Below are 19,006 nucleotides of genomic sequence, written 5' to 3' on the forward strand. Positions count from 1 at the left end.
CCTCAGCGACCGCCCTGCTTGGCGGCGACGGCGTCGTCATGCAGGGCGCGCACCAGCGCACGCATGTCGTCCGGCATGGGCGCACTGCAGCGCACCGCTTCGCCGCTGACCGGGTGGGTGAATTCGAGCACTTCGGCGTGCAGCGCCTGGCGGCGGAATCCGCGCAACGCCTCGATCAGCTCCGGCGTCGCGCCCTTGGGCAGCTTCAGCGGTCCGCCGTACAGCGGGTCGCCGACGATGGGATGCTTGAGGTGCTGCATGTGCACGCGGATCTGGTGGGTGCGGCCGGTTTCCAGCCTGCATTCGAGCAGGGTGTGCGCGCGGAAACGTTCGCGCAGGCGGAAGTGCGTCACCGCGTCCTTGCCATCGTCGCGCACGGCCATGCGGATGCGGTCGCGCGGATGGCGTTCGATCGGCGCGTTGGCGGTGCCGCCCGAAACGAGCGCGCCGACGACCACCGCGAGGTACTGGCGATGGACCTGGCGCGAGGACAACTGCTCGATCAGCGCGGTGTGCGCCGGCAGCGTGCGCGCCACGACCATGACGCCGGAGGTGTCCTTGTCGAGTCGGTGGACGATGCCCGCGCGCGGCAGCGCGTTGAGCGCGGGGTCGCGGTGCAGCAGCGCGTTCACCAGCGTGCCGGCGGGGTTGCCGGCGCCGGGATGCACGACCAGGCCCGCGGGCTTGTTGATGACGAAGACGTGCTCGTCCTCGTACAGCACGTCGAGCGCGATGTCCTCGGGCTCCGAATGCGTCTGGATCTCGAGCACCGCGGTCACGGTGACAAGCTCGCCGCCGCGCACTGGATCGCGCGGACGCGCTTGGTTGCCGTCGAGGCGGGCATCGCCGGACTTGATCCAGGCGGCCAGGCGCGAACGTGAGTAATCGGGAAAAAGATCCGCGAGCACGGCGTCGAAGCGACGGCCGGCGCTGCTGTCGGGAACGATGGCGGAAAGGGTTTCGGCGGAACCGCTCATGGGGGCGAAGGTTCAGGGGGCGGATCGCGGGGCTGCTATTATCCGGATTTCGTGCCTCCGGCGTCCGTCCAAGCCTGCCATGACCCCCAGCAGTAACCGTCCCGCTCCGCGCATCCTGTTCTGCCTGCTGCTGATCGCCGCCCTTGCCGGGTCGGGCTGCGCCCGGGTCAAGGGGATGTTCAAGGACGAAAACGCCAACGAAGGCCAGCCGGTCGCCGAGCTCTACGCCAAGGCGCACCGCCTGATGGTCCACGGCAACTGGGCCGGCGCGGAAGTGGTGTTCAAGCGCCTGGTCGCCCAGTACCCGTACGGCCCCTACACCGAGCAGGCGCTGGTGGAAACCGCATACGCGCAGTACAAGGCGGGCAAGCACGACGACGCGATCACCAGCATCGACCGCTTCATCCGCACCTACCCGACCCACCGCAACACCTCGTACATGTACTACCTGCGCGGCCTGGTCGACTCGACCCGCGAGACGGTGTTCATGCAGCGCGTGTGGCGCCTGGACCCGAGCCGCCGCGACCTGGCCACGCCGCAGCAGGCCTACAACGACTTCCAGATCGTCACCGAGCGCTACCCGAACAGCCGCTACGCCGAGGACGCGCGCCAGCGCATGGCGGACCTGCGCAACGTGTTCGCCCGCCACGACCTCGACGTCGCCCTGTACTACCTGCGCCGCACCGCCTACGTGGCCGCGGCCGACCGTGCCAAGCGCGTGCTCGAGACCTACCCGCAGAGCAAGTACCAGAACGACGCCGTCGCCACGCTGGCCGCTGCCTACACCGGCCTGGGCAACCAGACCCTGGCCGATGACGCCAAGCGCGTCCTGCAGCAGAACGATCCCAACCATCCGTACCTGCGTGGCGATTGGCCGGATTACCCCAGCAACCTGCGCAAGCTCAATCCGTTCGCCGGCGAGAAGTCCGCGCTCGACAACGACAAGCGCTGAGTCACCGGTTCCCGCGCGCACACACGCCGCCTTCGGGCGGCGTTTGCGTTTGCGGCACGTGCGCCACTCCATGCGCGGAACGCTGCGTGTCCACGGCGCCCGCCCGCGCCCGGCCAGGCGGAGCACACTCGCCCAACTCCCAGCGTGCCCCGACCATGACCGAACCCGAACTGCTTCGCTACGCCGCATTCACCGACCAGCCCGCGGGCGGCAACCCTGCCGGCGTGGTGCTGGATGCACGCGGCCTGGATGCCGCGCGGATGCAGGCGATCGCGGCCGAGATCGGCTATTCGGAAACCGCGTTCCTGTCCCCGCGCGAGGATGGCGGCTACGACACGCGCTACTACTCCCCGGAAAAGGAAATCACCTTCTGCGGCCATGCCACGATCGCGGCCGCGGTCGCGCTGGCGGAACGCACGGCGCCAGGCAGGCTGCGCCTGCATACCCGCGTCGGCGAGGTGGTCGTCGACACCCAGCGCGGCCAGGGCCGCACCACCGCGACGCTCACCAGCGTCGCGCCGCGCGTGGAGACGGTTCCCGACGCCGTCCTGGACCAGGCATTGGCGGCCCTGCGATGGTCGCCACCTGAGCTCGACCCGGCGTTGCCACCGCGCATCGGTTTCGCCGGCGCCCGGCACCTGATCCTGGCCGCGCGCACGCGCGAGCGCCTGCGCGATCTCGACTACGACTACGCGGCGCTGAAGCGGCTCATGCTGGCCAACGACCTCACCACGGTCGCGCTGCTATGGCGCGAATCGTCCACGCTGTTCCACGCGCGCAATCCCTTCCCGCCGGGCGGCGTGGTCGAGGATCCTGCGACCGGCGCGGCGGCCGCCGCGTTCGGCGCCTACCTGCGCGAACTGCGCCTGGTCGCGCTGCCCGCGACGGTGGCGATCCGCCAGGGCGTCGACATGGGGCGACCGAGCTTGCTCACCGTGGACATCGGCGAACACGGCGGAATCCGGGTCAGTGGAGAGGCGGTGCCGGTCGCGGCACAATCGATCTGACGCGGGGACGTCCGCGCCGCGACAGGCCATACGCGCGACGGACTCCATCGCGCCGCAGCGCGCCAACTCACTTGCCGTCCGCGTACCCATTGGTGATCGGATACCGCCGTTCCCGCCCGAACGCACGCCGTGACACCTTCGGCCCGGGCGCGGACTGGTGCCGCTTCCACTCGCTGATCCGCACCAACCTCAACACCCGATCCACCGTCGCCGCGTCAAAACCCGCCGCGATGATGTCCGCACCCGACTGCTCCAGGTCCACGTGCCGGTACAGGATCGCGTCGAGCACGTCGTACGGCGGCAGCGAATCCTGGTCCTTCTGGTTCTCGCGCAGTTCCGCCGAGGGTGGGCGATCGATCACGCCCTGCGGGATCACCAGGTCGCCGACGGTGTTGCGCCAGCCCGCCAGCGCGAACACCTCGGTCTTGTACAGGTCCTTCAGTGGCGCGTAGCCGCCGCACATGTCGCCGTAGATGGTGGCGTAACCCACCGCGTATTCGCTCTTGTTGCCGGTGGTCAGCAGCAGGCCGCCGAACTTGTTGCTCAGCGCCATCATGATCGCGCCGCGGCTGCGCGACTGCAGGTTCTCCTCGGCGATGTCGACCGGCTTGCCCGCGAACTGTTCCGACAGCGCGTCGAGGAAACCCTGGAACGGCTTTTCGATCGGCACGGTGACCATGCGCACGCCCTGGCGGCGGCACTGCTCGTCGGCCAGGTCGTTCGACAGCCCCGCGGTATAGCGCGAAGGCATGCGCACGGCGGTGACGTTCTGCGCGCCCAGGGCATCGACGGCGATGGCCAGCACCAGCGACGAATCGATGCCGCCGGAGAGCCCCAGCCAGGCGTGGGTAAATCCGTTCTTGGCGAAGTAGTCGCGGGTGCCGCGCACCACCGCGCGCCAGGCCAGCGCATCGCGGCTCTCGTCGCCGTCCTCCACCCACTGCACCGGCGCGAACTTGCGCGTGGCCGGATCGAAGTCGACCACCAGCCACTGGTCGGTGAACGCCGCCGCGGCCGGGTGCACGGTGCCGTCGCCATCGGCGACGACCGAGGCACCGTCGAACACCAGCGCGTCCTGCCCGCCCACGACGTTGAGGTAGGCGACGGCGGCACCGGTTTCCCCCACGCGTTGCGCCATGAGCTCGTCACGTTGCACGTGCTTGTCGCGCTCGAACGGCGACGCGTTCGGCACCAGCACCACCTGCGCTCCGGCAGCGACCGTCTGCGCGATCGGTTCGGGGAACCACAGGTCTTCGCAGATGATCAACCCGACCTTCACGCCCTTCGCCTCGAACACGCAGATATCGCGATCCGGATCCACGTCGAAGTAGCGGCGTTCGTCGAACACCGCGTAGTTGGGCAGCTCGCGCTTGCGATAGGTGTGGGCGATGCCGCCATCGCGCAGCACGCTGGCCGCGTTGTAGACGATCGCACCGGCCGCCTGCGGCCAACCGACGATGGCGACGATGCCGGTCGCCGCGCGGGCGACGCGTTCGATCGCCGCTTCGCAATCGGCGAGGAACGCGGGACGCAGCAGCAGGTCCTCCGGCGGGTAGCCGCTCAGCGCCAGCTCCGGGAACAGCACGACGTCGGCGCCGTATTCGTCCCGCGCCACCGCGATCATCTCGACGAGGCGGTCGGCGTTCCTGGCCACCGCGCCCACCGGGAAATCGAACTGCGCCATCGCGATCCGCAACGCCATGCCCTGCTCCGGCTTCAAACGTGCGCGCATTCTATCGCGCCGCGACATTGCGCTCGTTCCGGGAGGCCTGGAACCTACCGTCCCAGGATCCAGACGCTTGCCGTCGGCAGTGGTGTTCGGGGCGCCGGCTTGCCGTCGGCATCCAGGGCGATCATCACGAAGCGGCCGCGCGTGTACAGATGGCGCGTCCCTGCCTGCGCATCCTCGGCGTGCATTCGTGGGATGGGTTGAGCGCAGCGAAACCCATCAACCACGCTGGGGGAAGCATCGATGGGTTTTGCCTGCGGCTCAACCCATCCTACGTCGCTACGTCCCATGGTTCAGGCGTCTGCCGCCGCCAACGGTGCCACCGACGCCGGCTTGCCGTTGGCATCCAGGGCGATCATTACGAAGCGGCCGCGCGTGCACGGATGGCACGTTCCTGCCTGCGCACCCTCGACGTGCAGTGCGTAGGATGGGTTGAGCGCAGCGAAACCCATCAACCACGCTGGGGGAAAGCATTGATGGGTTTCGCCGATGGCTCAACCCATCCTACGTCGCTGGTCCGTTCGTGCCCGCACAACGGCACGGCGGGCGTAGTCCGTAGGATGGGTTGAGCGCAGCGAAACCCATCAGCCACGTCGCGGCGCTTGTCGATGGGAAAGACCGGTTGGCCTGGTCGGGAAACACGATTTCCCACGGGCGCGCTTCCAGTGGCGCGGCTGCATTTTCAGAACGCCTCCTCGAACGCCACCGCCCCGCTGATCCCCACCTGGTACGCGGAGACGCGGCGCTCGAAGAAGTTGGTCAGTTCCTGCACGTCCTGCAGGTCCATGAACGGAAACGGATTGCCCGCGCCGAACTCGGGCGCCAGGCCCAGTGCGGACAGCCGCAGGTCGGCGACGTACTCGAGGTACTGGCGCATCTCGCGCGGCGACAGGCCGAGCACGCCTTCCTGGAGCGGGCCACCGGAGAGCACGTCGTCGGCGAAGCAGGCTTCGACCTCGATCGCTTCGCGCAGCATCGCGCGCACCTCGCGCTCCATGCCCGCGTCGAACAGCCCCGGCTCCTCGCTGCGCACGGTGTGGATCACTTCCAGCGCGAACGCCATGTGCCCGGACTCGTCGCGGAACACCCAGTTGGTGCCCGCCGCCAGGCCCGGCAGCAGGCCGCGCGAACGCAGGAACCAGACGTAGGCGAAGGCGGCGAAGAAGAACAGGCCCTCGATGCAGCAGGCGAAGCAGATCAGGTTGAGCAGGAAGGCGCGGCGCTGCTCGCGCGTGTCCAGGCGTTGCACGGACTGGATCGAATCCATCCACTTGAAGCAGAACTCGGCCTTGGCCTTGATCGACGGAATGTTCTCGATCGCCGCGAAAGCCTCGCCGCGGCGCGCGGGGTCGGGGATGTAGGCATCCAGCAGCGTCAGGTAGAACTGCACGTGCAGCGCTTCCTCGTACAGCTGCCGCGACAGGTACATGCGCGCTTCGGGCGCGTTGATGTGCTGGTACAGGTTCAGCACCAGGTTGTTGGCCACGATCGAGTCGCCGGTGGCGAAGAACGCGACCAGGCGCTCGATCAGGTGGCGGTCGGCGGCGCTCAGCTTGTGCCGCAGGTCGTTGAGGTCGATGCCGAAGTCGATCTCCTCCACGGTCCAGGTATTGCGGATCGCGTCCTTGTACATCTCGTAGAACGCGGGATAGCGCATCGGCCGCAGGGTGAGGGCAAAGCCGGGATCGAGCAGGTGCGGTTGGTTCGCGGCGGACATGGAGCGCTCCGGAAGTAAGAAGCCCTTTCCCGCGGCGGGCATCCACGGCGTCGGGGGACGATCCGCCGGATGCCTGCGCGGGAAAGGGAAAAGGTCGGTGCGCTGGCGACCGCTCCTGCCTCCGTGCAGCGCTGCGTCCCTGCAGCGGCCACGGCGCCAGCGCCCCGGTTCGATTACTGGCAGGCCTCGCAGGCCTCCGGGTTTTCCAGCGAACAGGCGACGGCCTGCTGCGTGGTGTAGGCCGGCGCCGCGATCGTCGCCTTCGCGATCCGCGTCGCCGGCCGCGAGCGCAGGTAGTAGGTCGTCTTCAGCTTCGACTTCCACGCGTACATGTACATCGACGACAGGCGGCCGATGTTCGGGCTTTCCATGAACAGGTTGAGCGACTGCGACTGGTCGAGGTACGGCCCGCGCGCGGCGGCGAGGTCGATCAGCGCCTTCTGCGGCAGTTCCCACGCGGTGCGGTAGACGGCCTTGAGCGTGTCGGGAATGCCGGCGATGTTCTGGATCGAGCCTTCCGCGAGCTTGATCGCGTCGCGCGTCTGCGCGGTCCACAGGCCGAGCTTCTTCAACTCGTCCACCAGGTAGCGGTTGATCTGCAGGAAGTCGCCCGACAGGGTCTCGCGCTTGAACAGGTTGGACACCTGCGGCTCGATGCATTCGTAGCAGCCGGCGATCGAGGCGATCGTCGCGGTGGGGGCGATCGCGATCAGCAGCGAGTTGCGCAGGCCGTGCGCGGCGATGCGCTGCTTCAGCGCCTCCCACGCGGCGGTTTCGGTCGGCCTGACCCCCCACAGGTCGAACTGCAACGCGCCACCGGCCGCACGCGTCTCGGCGTAGCTCGGGTGCGCGCCGTGCTTCTCGGCCAGTTCGCACGAGGCTTCCAGCGCATGCAGGTAGATGCGCTCGGCGATCCGCGTCGACAACTGCAACGCCTCGGCCGAATCGAACGGCAGGCGCAGCTTGAAGAACACGTCCTGCAGGCCCATCACGCCCAGCCCGACCGGGCGCCAGCGCAGGTTGGAGCGGCGAGCGGTCTCGATCGGGTAGAAGTTGAGGTCGATGACGCGGTCGAGCTGGCGCACGGCGACGCGCACCGTTTCGGACAGCTTGTCGAAGTCGAAGGCGGCTTTGCCGTCGTCGAACTGGGCGACGTGCTGGGCCAGGTTGATCGAGCCGAGGTTGCATACCGCGGTCTCTTGCGCCGAGGTGACCTCGAGGATCTCGGTGCACAGGTTGGACAGGTGCACGGTGCGACCGGCCCCGACCTGGTTGCAGGTGCGATTGGACGCGTCCTTGAAGGTCATCCAGCCGTTACCGGTCTCGCCGAGCACCTTCATCATCCGCGCATACAACTCGCGCGCCTTGATCGTCCTGGCCGCGAGGCCCTGCTGCTCGGCCTGCACGTAGGCCTGCTCGAAGGCCTCGCCCCACAGGTCGACGAACTCCGGCACAACGTATGGATCGAACAGCGACCAGTCGCCGTCGGCTTCCACGCGCTGCATGAACAGGTCCGGCACCCAATTGGCCAGGTTGAGGTTGTGGGTGCGCCGCGCCTCGTCGCCGGTGTTCTCGCGTAGCTCGAGGAACTCCTCGATGTCGGCGTGCCAGGTTTCCAGGTAGATGCAGGCCGCGCCCTTGCGCTTGCCGCCCTGGTTCACCGCAGCGACCGACGCATCCAGCGTCTTCAGCCACGGCACGATGCCGTTGCTGCGGCCGTTGGTGGAGCGGATCAGCGAACCGCGCGAACGGATGCGCGAATACGCCTGGCCGATGCCGCCGCTGAACTTCGACAGTTGCGCCACGTCGCCGTAGCGCGCGTAGATGTCGGTCAGCGAATCCTGCGGCGAATCCAGCAGGAAGCACGACGACAGCTGCTCGTGGCGGGTGCCGGAGTTGAACAGCGTCGGCGAGCTGGGGATGTAGTCCAGCGACGCCATCAGCCGGTACAGCTCCAGTGCCGCCGACGGCGTCTCGGTCAAGGCCACCGCGATGCGCATGAAGAACTGCTGCGGCGTCTCGAGCACGCTGCGGCGCTGCGGATGCTTGAGCAGGTAGCGGTCGTACAGCGTGCGCAGTCCGAAGTACTCGAAGCGCTGGGTCTGCGCGGCATCGATCGCGTCGTTGAACTTGCGCGCGTTGGCTTCGACGGTGTCGCGGATGCGGTCGTTGATCAGGCCCAGCTCGTGGCCGAGCACGATCGACTGCGAGAACGAATGCACGCCCAGGCCCGCGACCTCCTTGTCGATGTACCCGGCGAGCAGGCGCGCGGCCAGGCGCGCGTACTGCGGCTCCTCGGCGGTGAAGGCGGCGGCGGTGCGGATCGACAGCTCGTCGAGTTCGCGCGTGCTCGCGCCGTCGAAGATGCCGGCGATGGTCTTGAGCGCGACCCGCATCGGGTCGATCTCGTTGAGGCCGTCGCAGCAGCGCGTCACCGCGCGCACGATCTTGGCGACGTCGACCGGTTCCCTGCGGCCGTCGCGCTTGGTGATGGTCATGGTCGCCGGGGCGTGCGGCGGGGTCAGGGCGAAGCTGGATTGCGCGGCCGGGCGCGATGGCGCCTCGGTCGCGACGTCGACCGTGTCCGCATCGGACGCTGCGATCGCATGGGTTTCGGTGTTCATGGCTGTCCTCTCCGGTGACTGTGGAGAAGAAGCGAAAGCGGTCGCACGCACTGCGATTGGGAGGGCCCGGCTCGCATCGCGCAGCAACCGGCCCCCGCCCCCTCGGGCGAGCCGGCTTCAACGCGAAGGAATGCGAACGGGCGACGGCACGGGACGGAGGCCCGGCGTGGTCGACCGTCGCTCCCCGCGGAGACGCCTGGCCAAGCGGAGGTATCCCGGGCTCTGATTTCGGCGCGATGCGCCTACATCCAGGGCGAACGGATCTCCTCCGGTCGTGGCAGGTTTTCGGGCTTCCGGTCATCGGCACGCGGGGTGCCATTCCTACTGCGCGTCGCTTCCCAGCTGCATCCCATTGCGGGACAGGCCAGTGCCATTGACGCGGGTCGTTACCAGTTACCGCTGCGGGGCAGCTCCGGAATCGGCCTGTCTCCTGTTGGAGCAGCGCCTCACCGGATTCCCTTTAAGCCTTCCCCGGGCGGGGTCGGCACCATCGACGACCACAAGATAGTGGGGCTGTCCGGATCGGTCAACACGAAATGTTGAGGGTGGGCGGACCGATCGTTCCCTACGACCTGCGCCGCGCGCCGCGCAACACGCGCAGCAGGGCCTGTTCCCACTGCCGCGGACCGCGGGCGCCACGCACGGCGCGGGCGAGCTGTCCCTGCTCCCAGCAGTCGAGTACCGCCGGGGCGATGTAGGACTTGCGACAGATCGCCGGGGTATTGCGCAGCGTGGCCGCGACCGCGGCGATCACCTCGTTGCGCACGGCGGCGACGCTGCGCCCATCGGCGTCCTCGCCGGGGCCAGCCTGGGCCGCCAGCAGTTGCAGGGCGCACAGGCTGGCGCCCCAGGTGCGGAAGTCCTTGGCGGTGAACTCCTCGCCCATCGCTTCGCGCAGGTAATCGTTCACCTCACCCGACTCCACCGGTTGCACCTCGCCTGCATCGTCGAGGTACTGGAAGAGCTGTTGCCCCGGCAATTGCTGGCAGCGGCGCACGAGCCGGGCGAGCCGCGCATCGTCCAGCGCCACATCGTGTTCCTTGCCGCCCTTGCCGCGGAAGCGGAAGCGCAGGCCGCCGCCGCGCAGGAACTGCACGTGCCGGTTGCGCAACGTCGTCAGCCCGAACGACTGGTTCTCGCGCGCGTACTCGTCGTTGCCGATGCGCACCAGGGTGTCGGCCATCACCGCCACGACCATCGCGAGCACGCGCTCGCGCGGGAGCCCGCTCCGTGCGAGGTCGGCGCGCACGCGGCGGCGCAGGTGCGGCAAGGCCGCGCCAAAGGCCAGCATGCGATCGAACTTCGCCGCGTCGCGCACCTGCCGCCAACGCGGGTGGTAGCGGTACTGCTTGCGCCCGCGCGCATCGCGACCGGTCGCCTGCAGGTGGCCGTTGGCGCGCGTGCAGATCCAGACGTCGCGGTACGCCGGCGGGATCGCCAGCGCGCGGATCCGTTCCAGCGTGGCGCGATTGCGGACCCGGCGGCCGCGCGCGTCGAGATAGACGAAGCCGCGGCCCGCGCGCTGCCGCCGCAGGCCCGGCTCGGTGTCGCTGACATAGCTCAGGCGGCCCTGTGCCGCGGCCTGGGTGGCGGCGTCGTCGTTGGCGGGGCGCCTGGTCGCTGGCATCGGCGGAGTTTCCGATGCCGCACGTCAAGGCAATGCCTCGGCGGAGACTCAGGCGCAGCGGCGCACCGCCGTAGGATGGGTTGAGCCAAAGGCGAAACCCATCGACTCGCCACGCCGCGTGACAGATGGGTTTCGCTGCGCTCAACCCATCCTACGGGCTGCGCCGAAACAGCGTCGTGGGATGGGTTGAGCCGAAGGCGAAACGCATCGACTCCCTACGCCGCGTCACAGATGGGTTTCGCTGCGCTCAACTCATCCTACGGGCTGCGCCGAAACAGCGTCGTAGGATGCGTTGAGCCGAAGGCGAAACCCATCGACTCCCCCGTCGCGTGACAGATGGGTTTCGCTGCGCTCAACCCATCCTACGAATTGCTCCGGCGCGAACCAAAACAAAAGGCCGCCCGGAGGCGGCCTTCTGCATCGCGTTTGCGAGCGCTTACTTGGCGAGGCGCTTGGCGATCGCCGCGCCGAGGTCGCCCGGCGACTTCACCGTGGTGACACCGGCGGCTTCCATCGCCGCGAACTTGCCTTCGGCCGTGCCCGAACCGCCCGATGCGATCGCACCGGCATGGCCCATGCGCTTGCCCTTCGGCGCAGAGGCGCCGGCGATGAAGCCGACCACCGGCTTGGTCACGTACTTGCTGATGAACTCGGCCGCTTCTTCCTCGGCCGAACCGCCGATCTCGCCGACCATGATGATGCCTTCGGTCTGCGGGTCGTCCTGGAACCACTTCAGCGCGTCGATGAAGTTGGTGCCGTTGATCGGGTCGCCGCCGATGCCGATGCAGGTCGACTGGCCGAGGCCGACGTCGGTGGTCTGCTTCACGGCTTCATACGTCAGCGTGCCGGAGCGCGACACGATGCCGACCTTGCCCGGCATGTGGATGTGGCCCGGCATGATGCCGATCTTGCACTCGCCCGGCGTTATCACGCCGGGGCAGTTCGGGCCGACCAGCACGACGTCGTCGTAGCCGTTGAGGGTGTTCTTCACCCGCAGCATGTCGAGGACCGGAATGCCCTCGGTGATGCATACGATGACCTTGATGCCGGCATCGGCCGCTTCGAGGATCGCGTCGGCCGCGAACGGCGGCGGCACGTAGATGACGGAGGCATCGGCGCCGGTCTCGGCGACGGCTTCGGCCACGGTGTTGAAGACCGGCAGGCCCAGGTGCGTGGTGCCGCCCTTGCCCGGGGTCACGCCACCGACGACCTTGGTGCCGTAGTCGAGCATCTGCTCGGCGTGGAAGGTGCCCTGCGAGCCGGTGAAGCCCTGCACGATCACCTTGGTGTTCTTGTTGATCAAAACGCTCATGGGATCGTTATTCCTTACTTGCCGGCGACGGCCGCAACGGCCTTCTTCGCGCCGTCGTTGATGTCGTCGGCCGGGGTGATCGCGAGACCGGAGTTCTTCAGCAGCTCCTTGCCGGCTTCCACGTTCGTGCCTTCCAGGCGGACGATGACCGGGACCTTGACGTCGACTTCCTTCACCGCGGCGATGATGCCCTCGGCGATCATGTCGCAGCGGACGATGCCGCCGAAGATGTTGACGAAGATCGCCTTCACCTTGTCGCTCGACAGGATCAGCTTGAAGGCTTCGGTCACGCGTTCCTTGGTGGCGCCGCCGCCGACGTCGAGGAAGTTGGCCGGCGAGCCGCCATTGAGCGAGATCACGTCCATCGTGGCCATCGCCAGGCCGGCGCCGTTGACCATGCAGCCGATGTTGCCGTCCATCGTGACGTAGTTGAGGTCGTGCTGGCTGGCCTTGACCTCGGTTTCGTCTTCCTGGCGGATGTCGCGCATCGCGGCCAGTTCGGCGTGGCGGAAGGTCGCGTTGTCGTCGGAGTTGATCTTGCCGTCGAGCACGGCGAGGTCGCCGCTGGTCATGATCGCGAGCGGGTTGAGCTCGACCAGGGCCAGGTCCTTCTCGTGGAACAGCTTGAACAGGCCGAGCATGATCTTGGTCAGCTGGCTGACCTGCTTGGCGTTGAGGCCCATGGCGAAGCCGAGGTCACGGCACTGGTAGGGCTGCAGGCCCTGCACGTAGTTGACGTGCAGCGTGTGGATCGCTTCGGGCTTCTCGTGCGCGACCTGCTCGATGTCCATGCCGCCTTCGGCGGAGGCGATGAAGGTGACCGACTGGGTGCTGCGGTCGACCAGCACCGACAGGTACAGCTCCTTGGCGATGTCGGTGGCCTGGGTGACCAGGACGCTGTCGACGGGCAGTTCCACGCCGGCGGTCTGGTAGGTCGCCATCTTCGTGCCGAGCATGCCCTTGGCGTACTCGCGGACCTCATCCAGGGTCTTGGACAGCTTCACGCCGCCGGCCTTGCCGCGGCCGCCCGCGTGGATCTGGGCCTTGACCACCCAGAAGTCGCCACCGATGGCCTTGGCGGCATCGACCGCCTCTTCCGGCGTGCGCGCAACGCGCCCGGCCGGCACCGCAATGCCGTAATCGGCAAAGAGCTGCTTTGCCTGGTATTCGTGGAAATTCATGCGTCACCGAGGGGAAGTAGAGAACCCGCGCCTGGAATTCGCGGCCGTGGGCCGCCGCGCGAGGGGGCGCATTGTCGCCGATCGGGGCGGTCGGGGCAAAACGCGGGAATCCCCCTTTGGTCGAAGCTGGCCCGCGTTTGCCGCATTTGCCGCCTGCCTATACTCGTGCCGCCCCCTGCCCCCGGAGTTCCGCTTGGCCAGCCGCCCCGCCGCCGAAGCCGACAGCGCGTTACGTCGCGAGCTGCACTTCTTCACCCTGTACCGGCTGCTCGAAGCGGCCCTGCTGACCTTCCTGTTGTTCAGTCCGGTGCGCGAGTACCTCAGCGCGCCGCGCGACGAGGTCCTCGCCCAAACGGCGTCGGTCTCCTACCTGTTCGTGGGCCTGGTCCTGTTCGTCATCCGCAAGCGCGGCGACCTGCGCCTGCAGGCAATGACCGGGATCGCCTTCGACCTGTTCTTCTGCATCCTCGCCGTGTACGCGATGCCGGGCACGCGCACCGGCATCGTGCTGATGCTGATGTTCAACGTCGGCGCGGCGACCCTGCTGCTGCCGACGCGGCTTGGCCTGGGCATCGCCGCGGTGGCCGCCGCCGCCCTCTTCGGGGAGTACTTCCTCACTGCCCCGGGCGAGGCCGGGCGCGGCATTGGCGAGCCGCTGATGTTCGCCACCGGGTATCTCGCCGTCGCCACGCTCACCAACATCCTCGGGCGGCAGATGCGCGAGAGCGTGGACCTGGCCGAGCAGCGCGGCGCGGATGCCGCCTCGTTGGCCGAGGTCAACGAGCTGATCATCCGCCGCCTGCGCACGGGGGTGCTGCTGGTGGACGGCCGCAACCAGCTGCGCCTGGCCAACGAGGCGGCCATGCTGCTGCTGAGCGATCCCGGCAACCATCCCGGCGAAGGTCGCAACCTGTCCCTGGCGGCGCCGGCCCTGGCCAAGCGCCTCGCAGCCTGGCGCGAGACCGGTCGCGCCGACGACACGGCGCTGCAGCTAGCCCCGGACCTGCCGGAAGTGGTGCCGCGCTTCACCCGGCTGCGCGCCGGTAGCGACCAGGTGCTGATCTTCCTCGACGACACCAGCATCGTTTCCCGCCAGGCCGAGTCCATGACCCTGGCTACGCTCGGCCGCTTCTCGGCCAGCCTCGCCCACGAGATCCGCAATCCGCTGGCCGCGATCAACTACGCGGTGCAGCTGCTGGAGGAATCCAAGGACCTGCCTACTTCCGACCAGCGCCTGCTCGAGATCGTGCGCCAGCAGGGCCAGCGCATGAACGGGATCGTCGACAACGTGCTGGGCCTGGCGCGCCGCGACTCGGCCAAGCCCGAACACGTCGAACTGATGGGCTTTGCCCGGCGCTTCGTCGAGGACTACGCGGCCAGCCACCCGCTGGAGCATGACACCTTGCGGGTCACCGGCTCGGCGACCGCGGTGAACATCCTGGTCGACCCGCGCCAGCTGCATCAAGTACTTACGGCCCTGGTCTACAACGCCCTGACCTACGGACGCATGCCGGGCCAGCCGGCCCAGGTCACGGTGCACGTGGCCGTCGATGGCGCCGGCGCTGCCCAGATCGACGTCCGCGACCGCGGGCCGGGCATCCCGGAGGCGGTGGCCAGCCAGCTGTTCCGGCCCTTCTACACCACCTCCAGCCACGGCACGGGCCTGGGCCTCTACATCGCCCGCGAGCTGTGCCGGGCGAACCAGGCCACGCTGGATTACGTCGCCATGCCGGGCGGCGGCGCCTGTTTCCGCATCGGGCTGTCCGCGCCCAGCCCGTTGATGGGCGGACGCTAGGCCGGTCTCGGCGGCACCCGCCCGGGCCGGGTCTCGAGCGCGGGTGAGTTCCGGTCGTGGCCAAGTGATTTCCAATCGAGCGCGCGTGCACTCGGTTGGGCGCGAGTGGATTCCGGTCGAGCGCCAGTGAATTCCAGTCATGCCCGGGTGATTTCCACTCGAACGCGAGTGCACTCCGGTCGGACGCGAGTGGATTCCGCTCGCGCGCCAGTGAATGCCAGTCGTGCCCGGGTGATTTCCACTCGAACGCGAGTGCGCTCCGGTCGGACGCGAGTGGATTCCGGTCGAGCGCCAGTGAATGCCAGTCGTGCCCGGGTGATTTCCGGTCGAACGCGAGTGCGCTCCGGTCGGGCGCGAGTGGATTCCGGTCGCGCGCCAGTGAATTCCAGTCGTGCCCGGGTGATTTCCAGTCGAACGCGAGTGCGCTCCGGTCGGGCGCAAGTGGATTCCGGTCGGGCGCCAGTGAATGCCAGTCGTGACCAGGTGATTTCCGGTCGAACGCGAGTGCGCTCCGGTCGGACGCGAGTGGATTCCGGTCGAGCGCCAGTGAATGCCGGTCGTGCACGGGTGATTTCCACTCGAACGCGAGTGCGCTCCGCTCGGACGCGAGTGGATTCCGGTCGAGCGCCAGTGAATTCCAGTCGTGCCCCCTAATGATTTCCGGTCGAGCGTAAGGGACCTGTTCCGCTTGGGGCGGCGGTTCCCGCTCGCACCCGGTTAGCGCCCGGGAGCTCGCGCGCCGGGACCGCCACCAATGCACGAGCCTGCCCCGGTTGGCGTCGCCGAGCCGGCGCCCCAACCGTTCAGCTTCATCGACCCACGGGTGGAACCTGTAACGGCCGTCGCTTGGCCCTTCCCCGGCGGTTCCGCTATCGTGTACGCCGCGCGGAGGACCGGATGACCGAAACACGTAGTGCACTGATAGTCGACGACGAGCGCGATATCCGCGAGCTGCTCGTCATGACGCTGGGCCGCATGGGCCTGCGTTGCGACACCGCCGCCACCCTGGGCGATGCCCGGGCCCAGCTCGCGCGGAATACCTACGACCTGTGCCTGACCGACATGCGCCTGCCGGACGGTTCGGGCATGGACCTGATCGCCGAGATCGCGCAGAAGCACCCCAACACCCCGGTAGCGATGATCACCGCCTTCGGCAACGTCGAAGCCGCGGTGGAAGCGCTCAAGGCCGGCGCCTTCGACTTCGTCGCGAAACCGGTGGACCTGCCGGTGCTGCGCGATCTGGTGCGCCACGCCCTGGACCTGCGGGAAAAGAAGCGCGCGCCCGCCGCCGCCGATCCGGTCGCCGCCCGCTTCTTCGGCGACTCGCCCGCGATCGCCACCCTGCGCCAGACCATCGCCAAGGTCGCCCGCAGCCAGGCCCCGGTCTACATCGCCGGCGAGTCCGGCGTGGGCAAGGAACTGACTGCCCGCACCATCCACGAGCAGGGTCCGCGCGCAAACGGCCCCTTCATCCCGGTCAACTGCGGCGCGATCCCGGCCGAGCTGATGGAGAGCGAGTTCTTCGGCCACAAGAAGGGCAGTTTCACCGGCGCCCATGTCGACAAGCCCGGCCTGTTCCAGGCCGCGGACGGCGGCACCCTGTTCCTGGACGAGGTCGCCGAACTGCCGCTCCCGATGCAGGTCAAGCTGCTGCGCGCGATCCAGGAAAAATCGATCCGCCCGGTCGGCGCCAATAGTGAAGTGAACGTCGACGTCCGCATCCTCTCGGCGACCCACAAGAACCTCGCCGCGCTGACCGAAGACGGCCGCTTCCGCCACGACCTCTACTACCGCATCAACGTCATCGAGCTGCGCGTGCCGCCGCTGCGCGAACGCCTCGAAGACCTCCCCGGCCTGGCCGAGCGGGTGCTGACCCGCTTGGCCGGCGCGCAGGGCCGGGTCGTGCCCTCGCTGTCGCCGGAAGCGCTGGATGCCCTGCGCAGCCACCCCTTCCCGGGCAACGTGCGCGAACTGGAAAACATCCTCGAGCGCGCCCTCGCCCTCGCCGATGGCGACCTCATCGACGCCGACGACCTGCGCCTGCCCAAGCCGCAGCCGGCGACGTCGGCGGCCATTGCGGCCGGCCATTCGCCGGTGTTCGGCGCGGCGCCCAGCGGGCTGACGTCGCATTCCCCGGCCTACCCGCCGGGCTCCGCTGCAAACTCCAATCCACGGGCGACCGGCACCCATGCCGCCATCGACCCCCGCGCCCTCAACCCGCGCGACACCGCCAGCAGCCGCCTGCCCGAATACATCGAGCAGATGGAGCGCCAGGCCATCGAACAGGCGCTGCAGGAAAACCGCTTCAACAAGACCCGTACCGCCGCGGCACTGGGGATTACGTTCCGCGCGCTGCGGTACAAGCTGAAGAAGCTGGGGATCGACTGAGCGTTCGGGCGCGATGCGCGCCCGATGCCGCCGACCACCGCACGCGAAGGGCCGCCACAACTGGCGGCCCTTTGTCTATTTTATCGGCCGCGTCTTCCGGACCTTGCCCGGACGCACCATTCCATCCGACCGACACGCACACCGCCATGACCCGCTGGAAAGCCTCCGCCATCCATCTCGCCCTGAGCGTCCTCGTCCTCGCCACGATCGGCGCCATCCTGGTCTGGCGCTGGTACCCGCCCGGCCTGTTTCAGATGGCCCATGCCGACAAACTGCTGCTGATCATTGCCGGCGTCGACGTGGCAATGGGCCCGCTGCTCACCTTGATCGTCTACAAGCAGGGCAAGAAGAGCCTGAAATTCGACCTGGCCGTGATCGCCCTGCTGCAGCTGGCAGCGATGGGCTACGGCCTGCATACGGTGTGGCAGTCGCGGCCTGTGTACATGGTCGCGGTCATCGACCGATTTAATCTTGTGTTTGCAAGCGATATGGACCCCGCGGACGTACAGGCAGCGACGGACGAGTACAGGCAGCTTCCCTGGTTGACGGTGAGGACCGTCGCAGCGGTGTTGCCGGAGGATCCGAAGCTGCGCACCGAATTTCTCAAGCGGTCGTCCGAAACCGGGTACGACATTCACCTCATGCCCCGGTACTACGCCCCCTACCGCAAGGCCGTAGCCCAGTTGCTTGCGCACTCCGCAACCACCGACTCGTTTGCCGCCAGGCTTGCGCCTGACCAGGCAGCTGACTTCGCCTCGGCGGTAGCCGCGACGGGCCGGGATCCCGGGCAGCTTCGCGTGGTTCCCGTCAGCTCGACCCGTGGCGACGCCACCATGCTCATCGATGCCCAAACCGGCGATCCCCTGAAGCCGGTTGCACTGGACCCTTGGCCGGGCATCTCGCCCCAACGCTCTCCCAAGTAACCTACGTCAGGCCCAAAACGCTTGCGGACGCCGAAAATAGTGCCGCAATACGTCACCGAGTGACCTGCCGCGTCAGGTCAGTTTGTTTCGATCCGGTGAAACCGGCCTTGGGGACGTGATCGCTCACCCAGTTTGAGAACTGGAGTTCCGCCGGATGACATTGGCACGCACCATGCGTATACATTTCCTGCACGTGCAGCGTTGCACGGCTGCCCATCGGATCCGGAACGCCGGCCATGCGGCACGTGAAAGTCAAACCACTCCTAGGGGAAACACCATGAAGAAGCAGCAGGGCTTTACGCTGATCGAACTGATGATCGTGATCGCGATCATCGCCATCCTGGCCGCCATCGCGCTGCCGGCCTACCAGGACTACACGACCCGCGCCAAGGTCACCGAAGTCATCAACATGATGGCCCCGGCCAAGCTCGCCGTTGCCGAGACCTCGTCTTCGGTCGGCGGTCTCGCCAACGTCACCGTCGCCAACAGCGGTTACACCTTCCCAGGCGCCACCGCTTATGTCAGCAACATCGCCATCACCCCGGCTACCGGCGTCGTGACCGCTACTTCGAGCGTGCCGAATGCCGCCGGCAACATCGTCCTGACGCCGACCGACGTCGGCTCGGGCCAGCTGACCTGGGATTGCACCACGACCATCGCCACGAAGTACGTTCCTGCTGACTGCCGTTAATCGGCCCTCCGCAGGCGCAATCGAAACCCGGCTTCGGCCGGGTTTCTTTTTTGGCCGACCTGTCCCGATAAACGTGCGCGGCG

14 protein-coding genes, 1 pseudogene and 1 riboswitch are annotated in these 19,006 nt (G+C 67.9%); of the genes and pseudogenes, 6 read left to right on the plus strand and 9 right to left on the minus strand.

Annotated elements, in window-relative coordinates; translation table 11 throughout:
* Positions 1-2 precede the first annotated feature (2 nt).
* A complete protein-coding gene (gene rluD / locus BP05_RS07185; RefSeq protein WP_496361920.1) occupies positions 3-977 on the minus strand; it encodes a 23S rRNA pseudouridine(1911/1915/1917) synthase RluD in 975 nt (324 codons plus the stop codon).
* A 79-nt stretch (positions 978-1,056) separates the two neighbouring features.
* Between rluD and BP05_RS07190 the strand changes: the two genes are divergently transcribed.
* Both BP05_RS07190 and BP05_RS07195 read left to right on the plus strand, forming a co-directional pair.
* Positions 1,057-1,929 carry an outer membrane protein assembly factor BamD gene (locus BP05_RS07190; protein WP_496361922.1) on the plus strand — a complete coding sequence of 291 codons (873 nt, stop codon included), beginning with the start codon at positions 1,057-1,059 and terminating at the stop codon, positions 1,927-1,929.
* Between the two features lie 155 nt (positions 1,930-2,084).
* Positions 2,085-2,936, plus strand: coding sequence for a PhzF family phenazine biosynthesis protein (locus tag BP05_RS07195; protein WP_496361924.1), 852 nt, complete (start codon positions 2,085-2,087; stop codon positions 2,934-2,936).
* 67 nt (positions 2,937-3,003) lie between these two features.
* On the opposite strand, the gene BP05_RS07200 is transcribed toward BP05_RS07195, so the two are convergent.
* From BP05_RS07200 to sucC, 8 genes and pseudogenes are all read right to left on the minus strand, one after another.
* Positions 3,004-4,668 carry an NAD+ synthase gene (locus BP05_RS07200; RefSeq protein WP_496361926.1) on the minus strand — a complete coding sequence of 555 codons (1,665 nt, stop codon included), beginning with the start codon at positions 4,666-4,668 and terminating at the stop codon, positions 3,004-3,006.
* A 44-nt stretch (positions 4,669-4,712) separates the two neighbouring features.
* On the minus strand, positions 4,713-4,853 hold the full coding sequence (locus BP05_RS07205) for a hypothetical protein (protein WP_496362337.1): 141 nt from the start codon (positions 4,851-4,853) through the stop codon (positions 4,713-4,715).
* 105 nt (positions 4,854-4,958) lie between these two features.
* A pseudogene (locus BP05_RS07210) lies at positions 4,959-5,051 on the minus strand (acyl-CoA thioesterase); the annotation flags it as partial.
* A 296-nt stretch (positions 5,052-5,347) separates the two neighbouring features.
* On the minus strand, positions 5,348-6,382 hold the full coding sequence (locus tag BP05_RS07215; RefSeq protein ID WP_496361928.1) for a ribonucleotide-diphosphate reductase subunit beta: 1,035 nt from the start codon (positions 6,380-6,382) through the stop codon (positions 5,348-5,350).
* A 173-nt stretch (positions 6,383-6,555) separates the two neighbouring features.
* Entirely contained in the window at positions 6,556-9,006 is a 2,451-nt protein-coding gene (locus tag BP05_RS07220) for a ribonucleoside-diphosphate reductase subunit alpha (RefSeq protein WP_496361930.1), read from the minus strand.
* 259 nt (positions 9,007-9,265) lie between these two features.
* Positions 9,266-9,514, minus strand: a riboswitch (cobalamin riboswitch).
* A 57-nt stretch (positions 9,515-9,571) separates the two neighbouring features.
* Entirely contained in the window at positions 9,572-10,633 is a 1,062-nt protein-coding gene (locus tag BP05_RS07225; RefSeq protein WP_496361932.1) for a DNA topoisomerase IB, read from the minus strand.
* 436 nt (positions 10,634-11,069) lie between these two features.
* Positions 11,070-11,945, minus strand: coding sequence for a succinate--CoA ligase subunit alpha (sucD, locus tag BP05_RS07230; RefSeq protein ID WP_496361934.1), 876 nt, complete (start codon positions 11,943-11,945; stop codon positions 11,070-11,072).
* A gap of 14 nt (positions 11,946-11,959) precedes the next feature.
* Positions 11,960-13,126, minus strand: coding sequence for an ADP-forming succinate--CoA ligase subunit beta (gene sucC / locus BP05_RS07235; protein WP_496361935.1), 1,167 nt, complete (start codon positions 13,124-13,126; stop codon positions 11,960-11,962).
* Positions 13,127-13,319: 193 nt separating this feature from the next.
* Between sucC and BP05_RS07240 the strand changes: the two genes are divergently transcribed.
* The 4 genes from BP05_RS07240 (at position 13,320) to BP05_RS07255 (ending at position 18,923) form a co-directional block, all read left to right on the plus strand.
* Entirely contained in the window at positions 13,320-14,921 is a 1,602-nt protein-coding gene (locus BP05_RS07240; RefSeq protein ID WP_496361937.1) for a sensor histidine kinase, read from the plus strand.
* An 897-nt stretch (positions 14,922-15,818) separates the two neighbouring features.
* Positions 15,819-17,309 (plus strand): sigma-54-dependent transcriptional regulator, encoded by a 1,491-nt coding sequence (locus tag BP05_RS07245; RefSeq protein WP_496361939.1) that lies wholly within the window; start codon positions 15,819-15,821, stop codon positions 17,307-17,309.
* 146 nt (positions 17,310-17,455) lie between these two features.
* Complete coding sequence (tfpZ, locus tag BP05_RS07250) at positions 17,456-18,232, plus strand: TfpX/TfpZ family type IV pilin accessory protein (RefSeq protein ID WP_496361941.1); 777 nt, start codon at positions 17,456-17,458, stop codon at positions 18,230-18,232.
* 277 nt (positions 18,233-18,509) lie between these two features.
* Complete coding sequence (locus BP05_RS07255) at positions 18,510-18,923, plus strand: pilin (protein ID WP_496361943.1); 414 nt, start codon at positions 18,510-18,512, stop codon at positions 18,921-18,923.
* Positions 18,924-19,006 lie beyond the last annotated feature (83 nt).

This window comes from Lysobacter oryzae DSM 21044, from assembly GCF_059568595.1.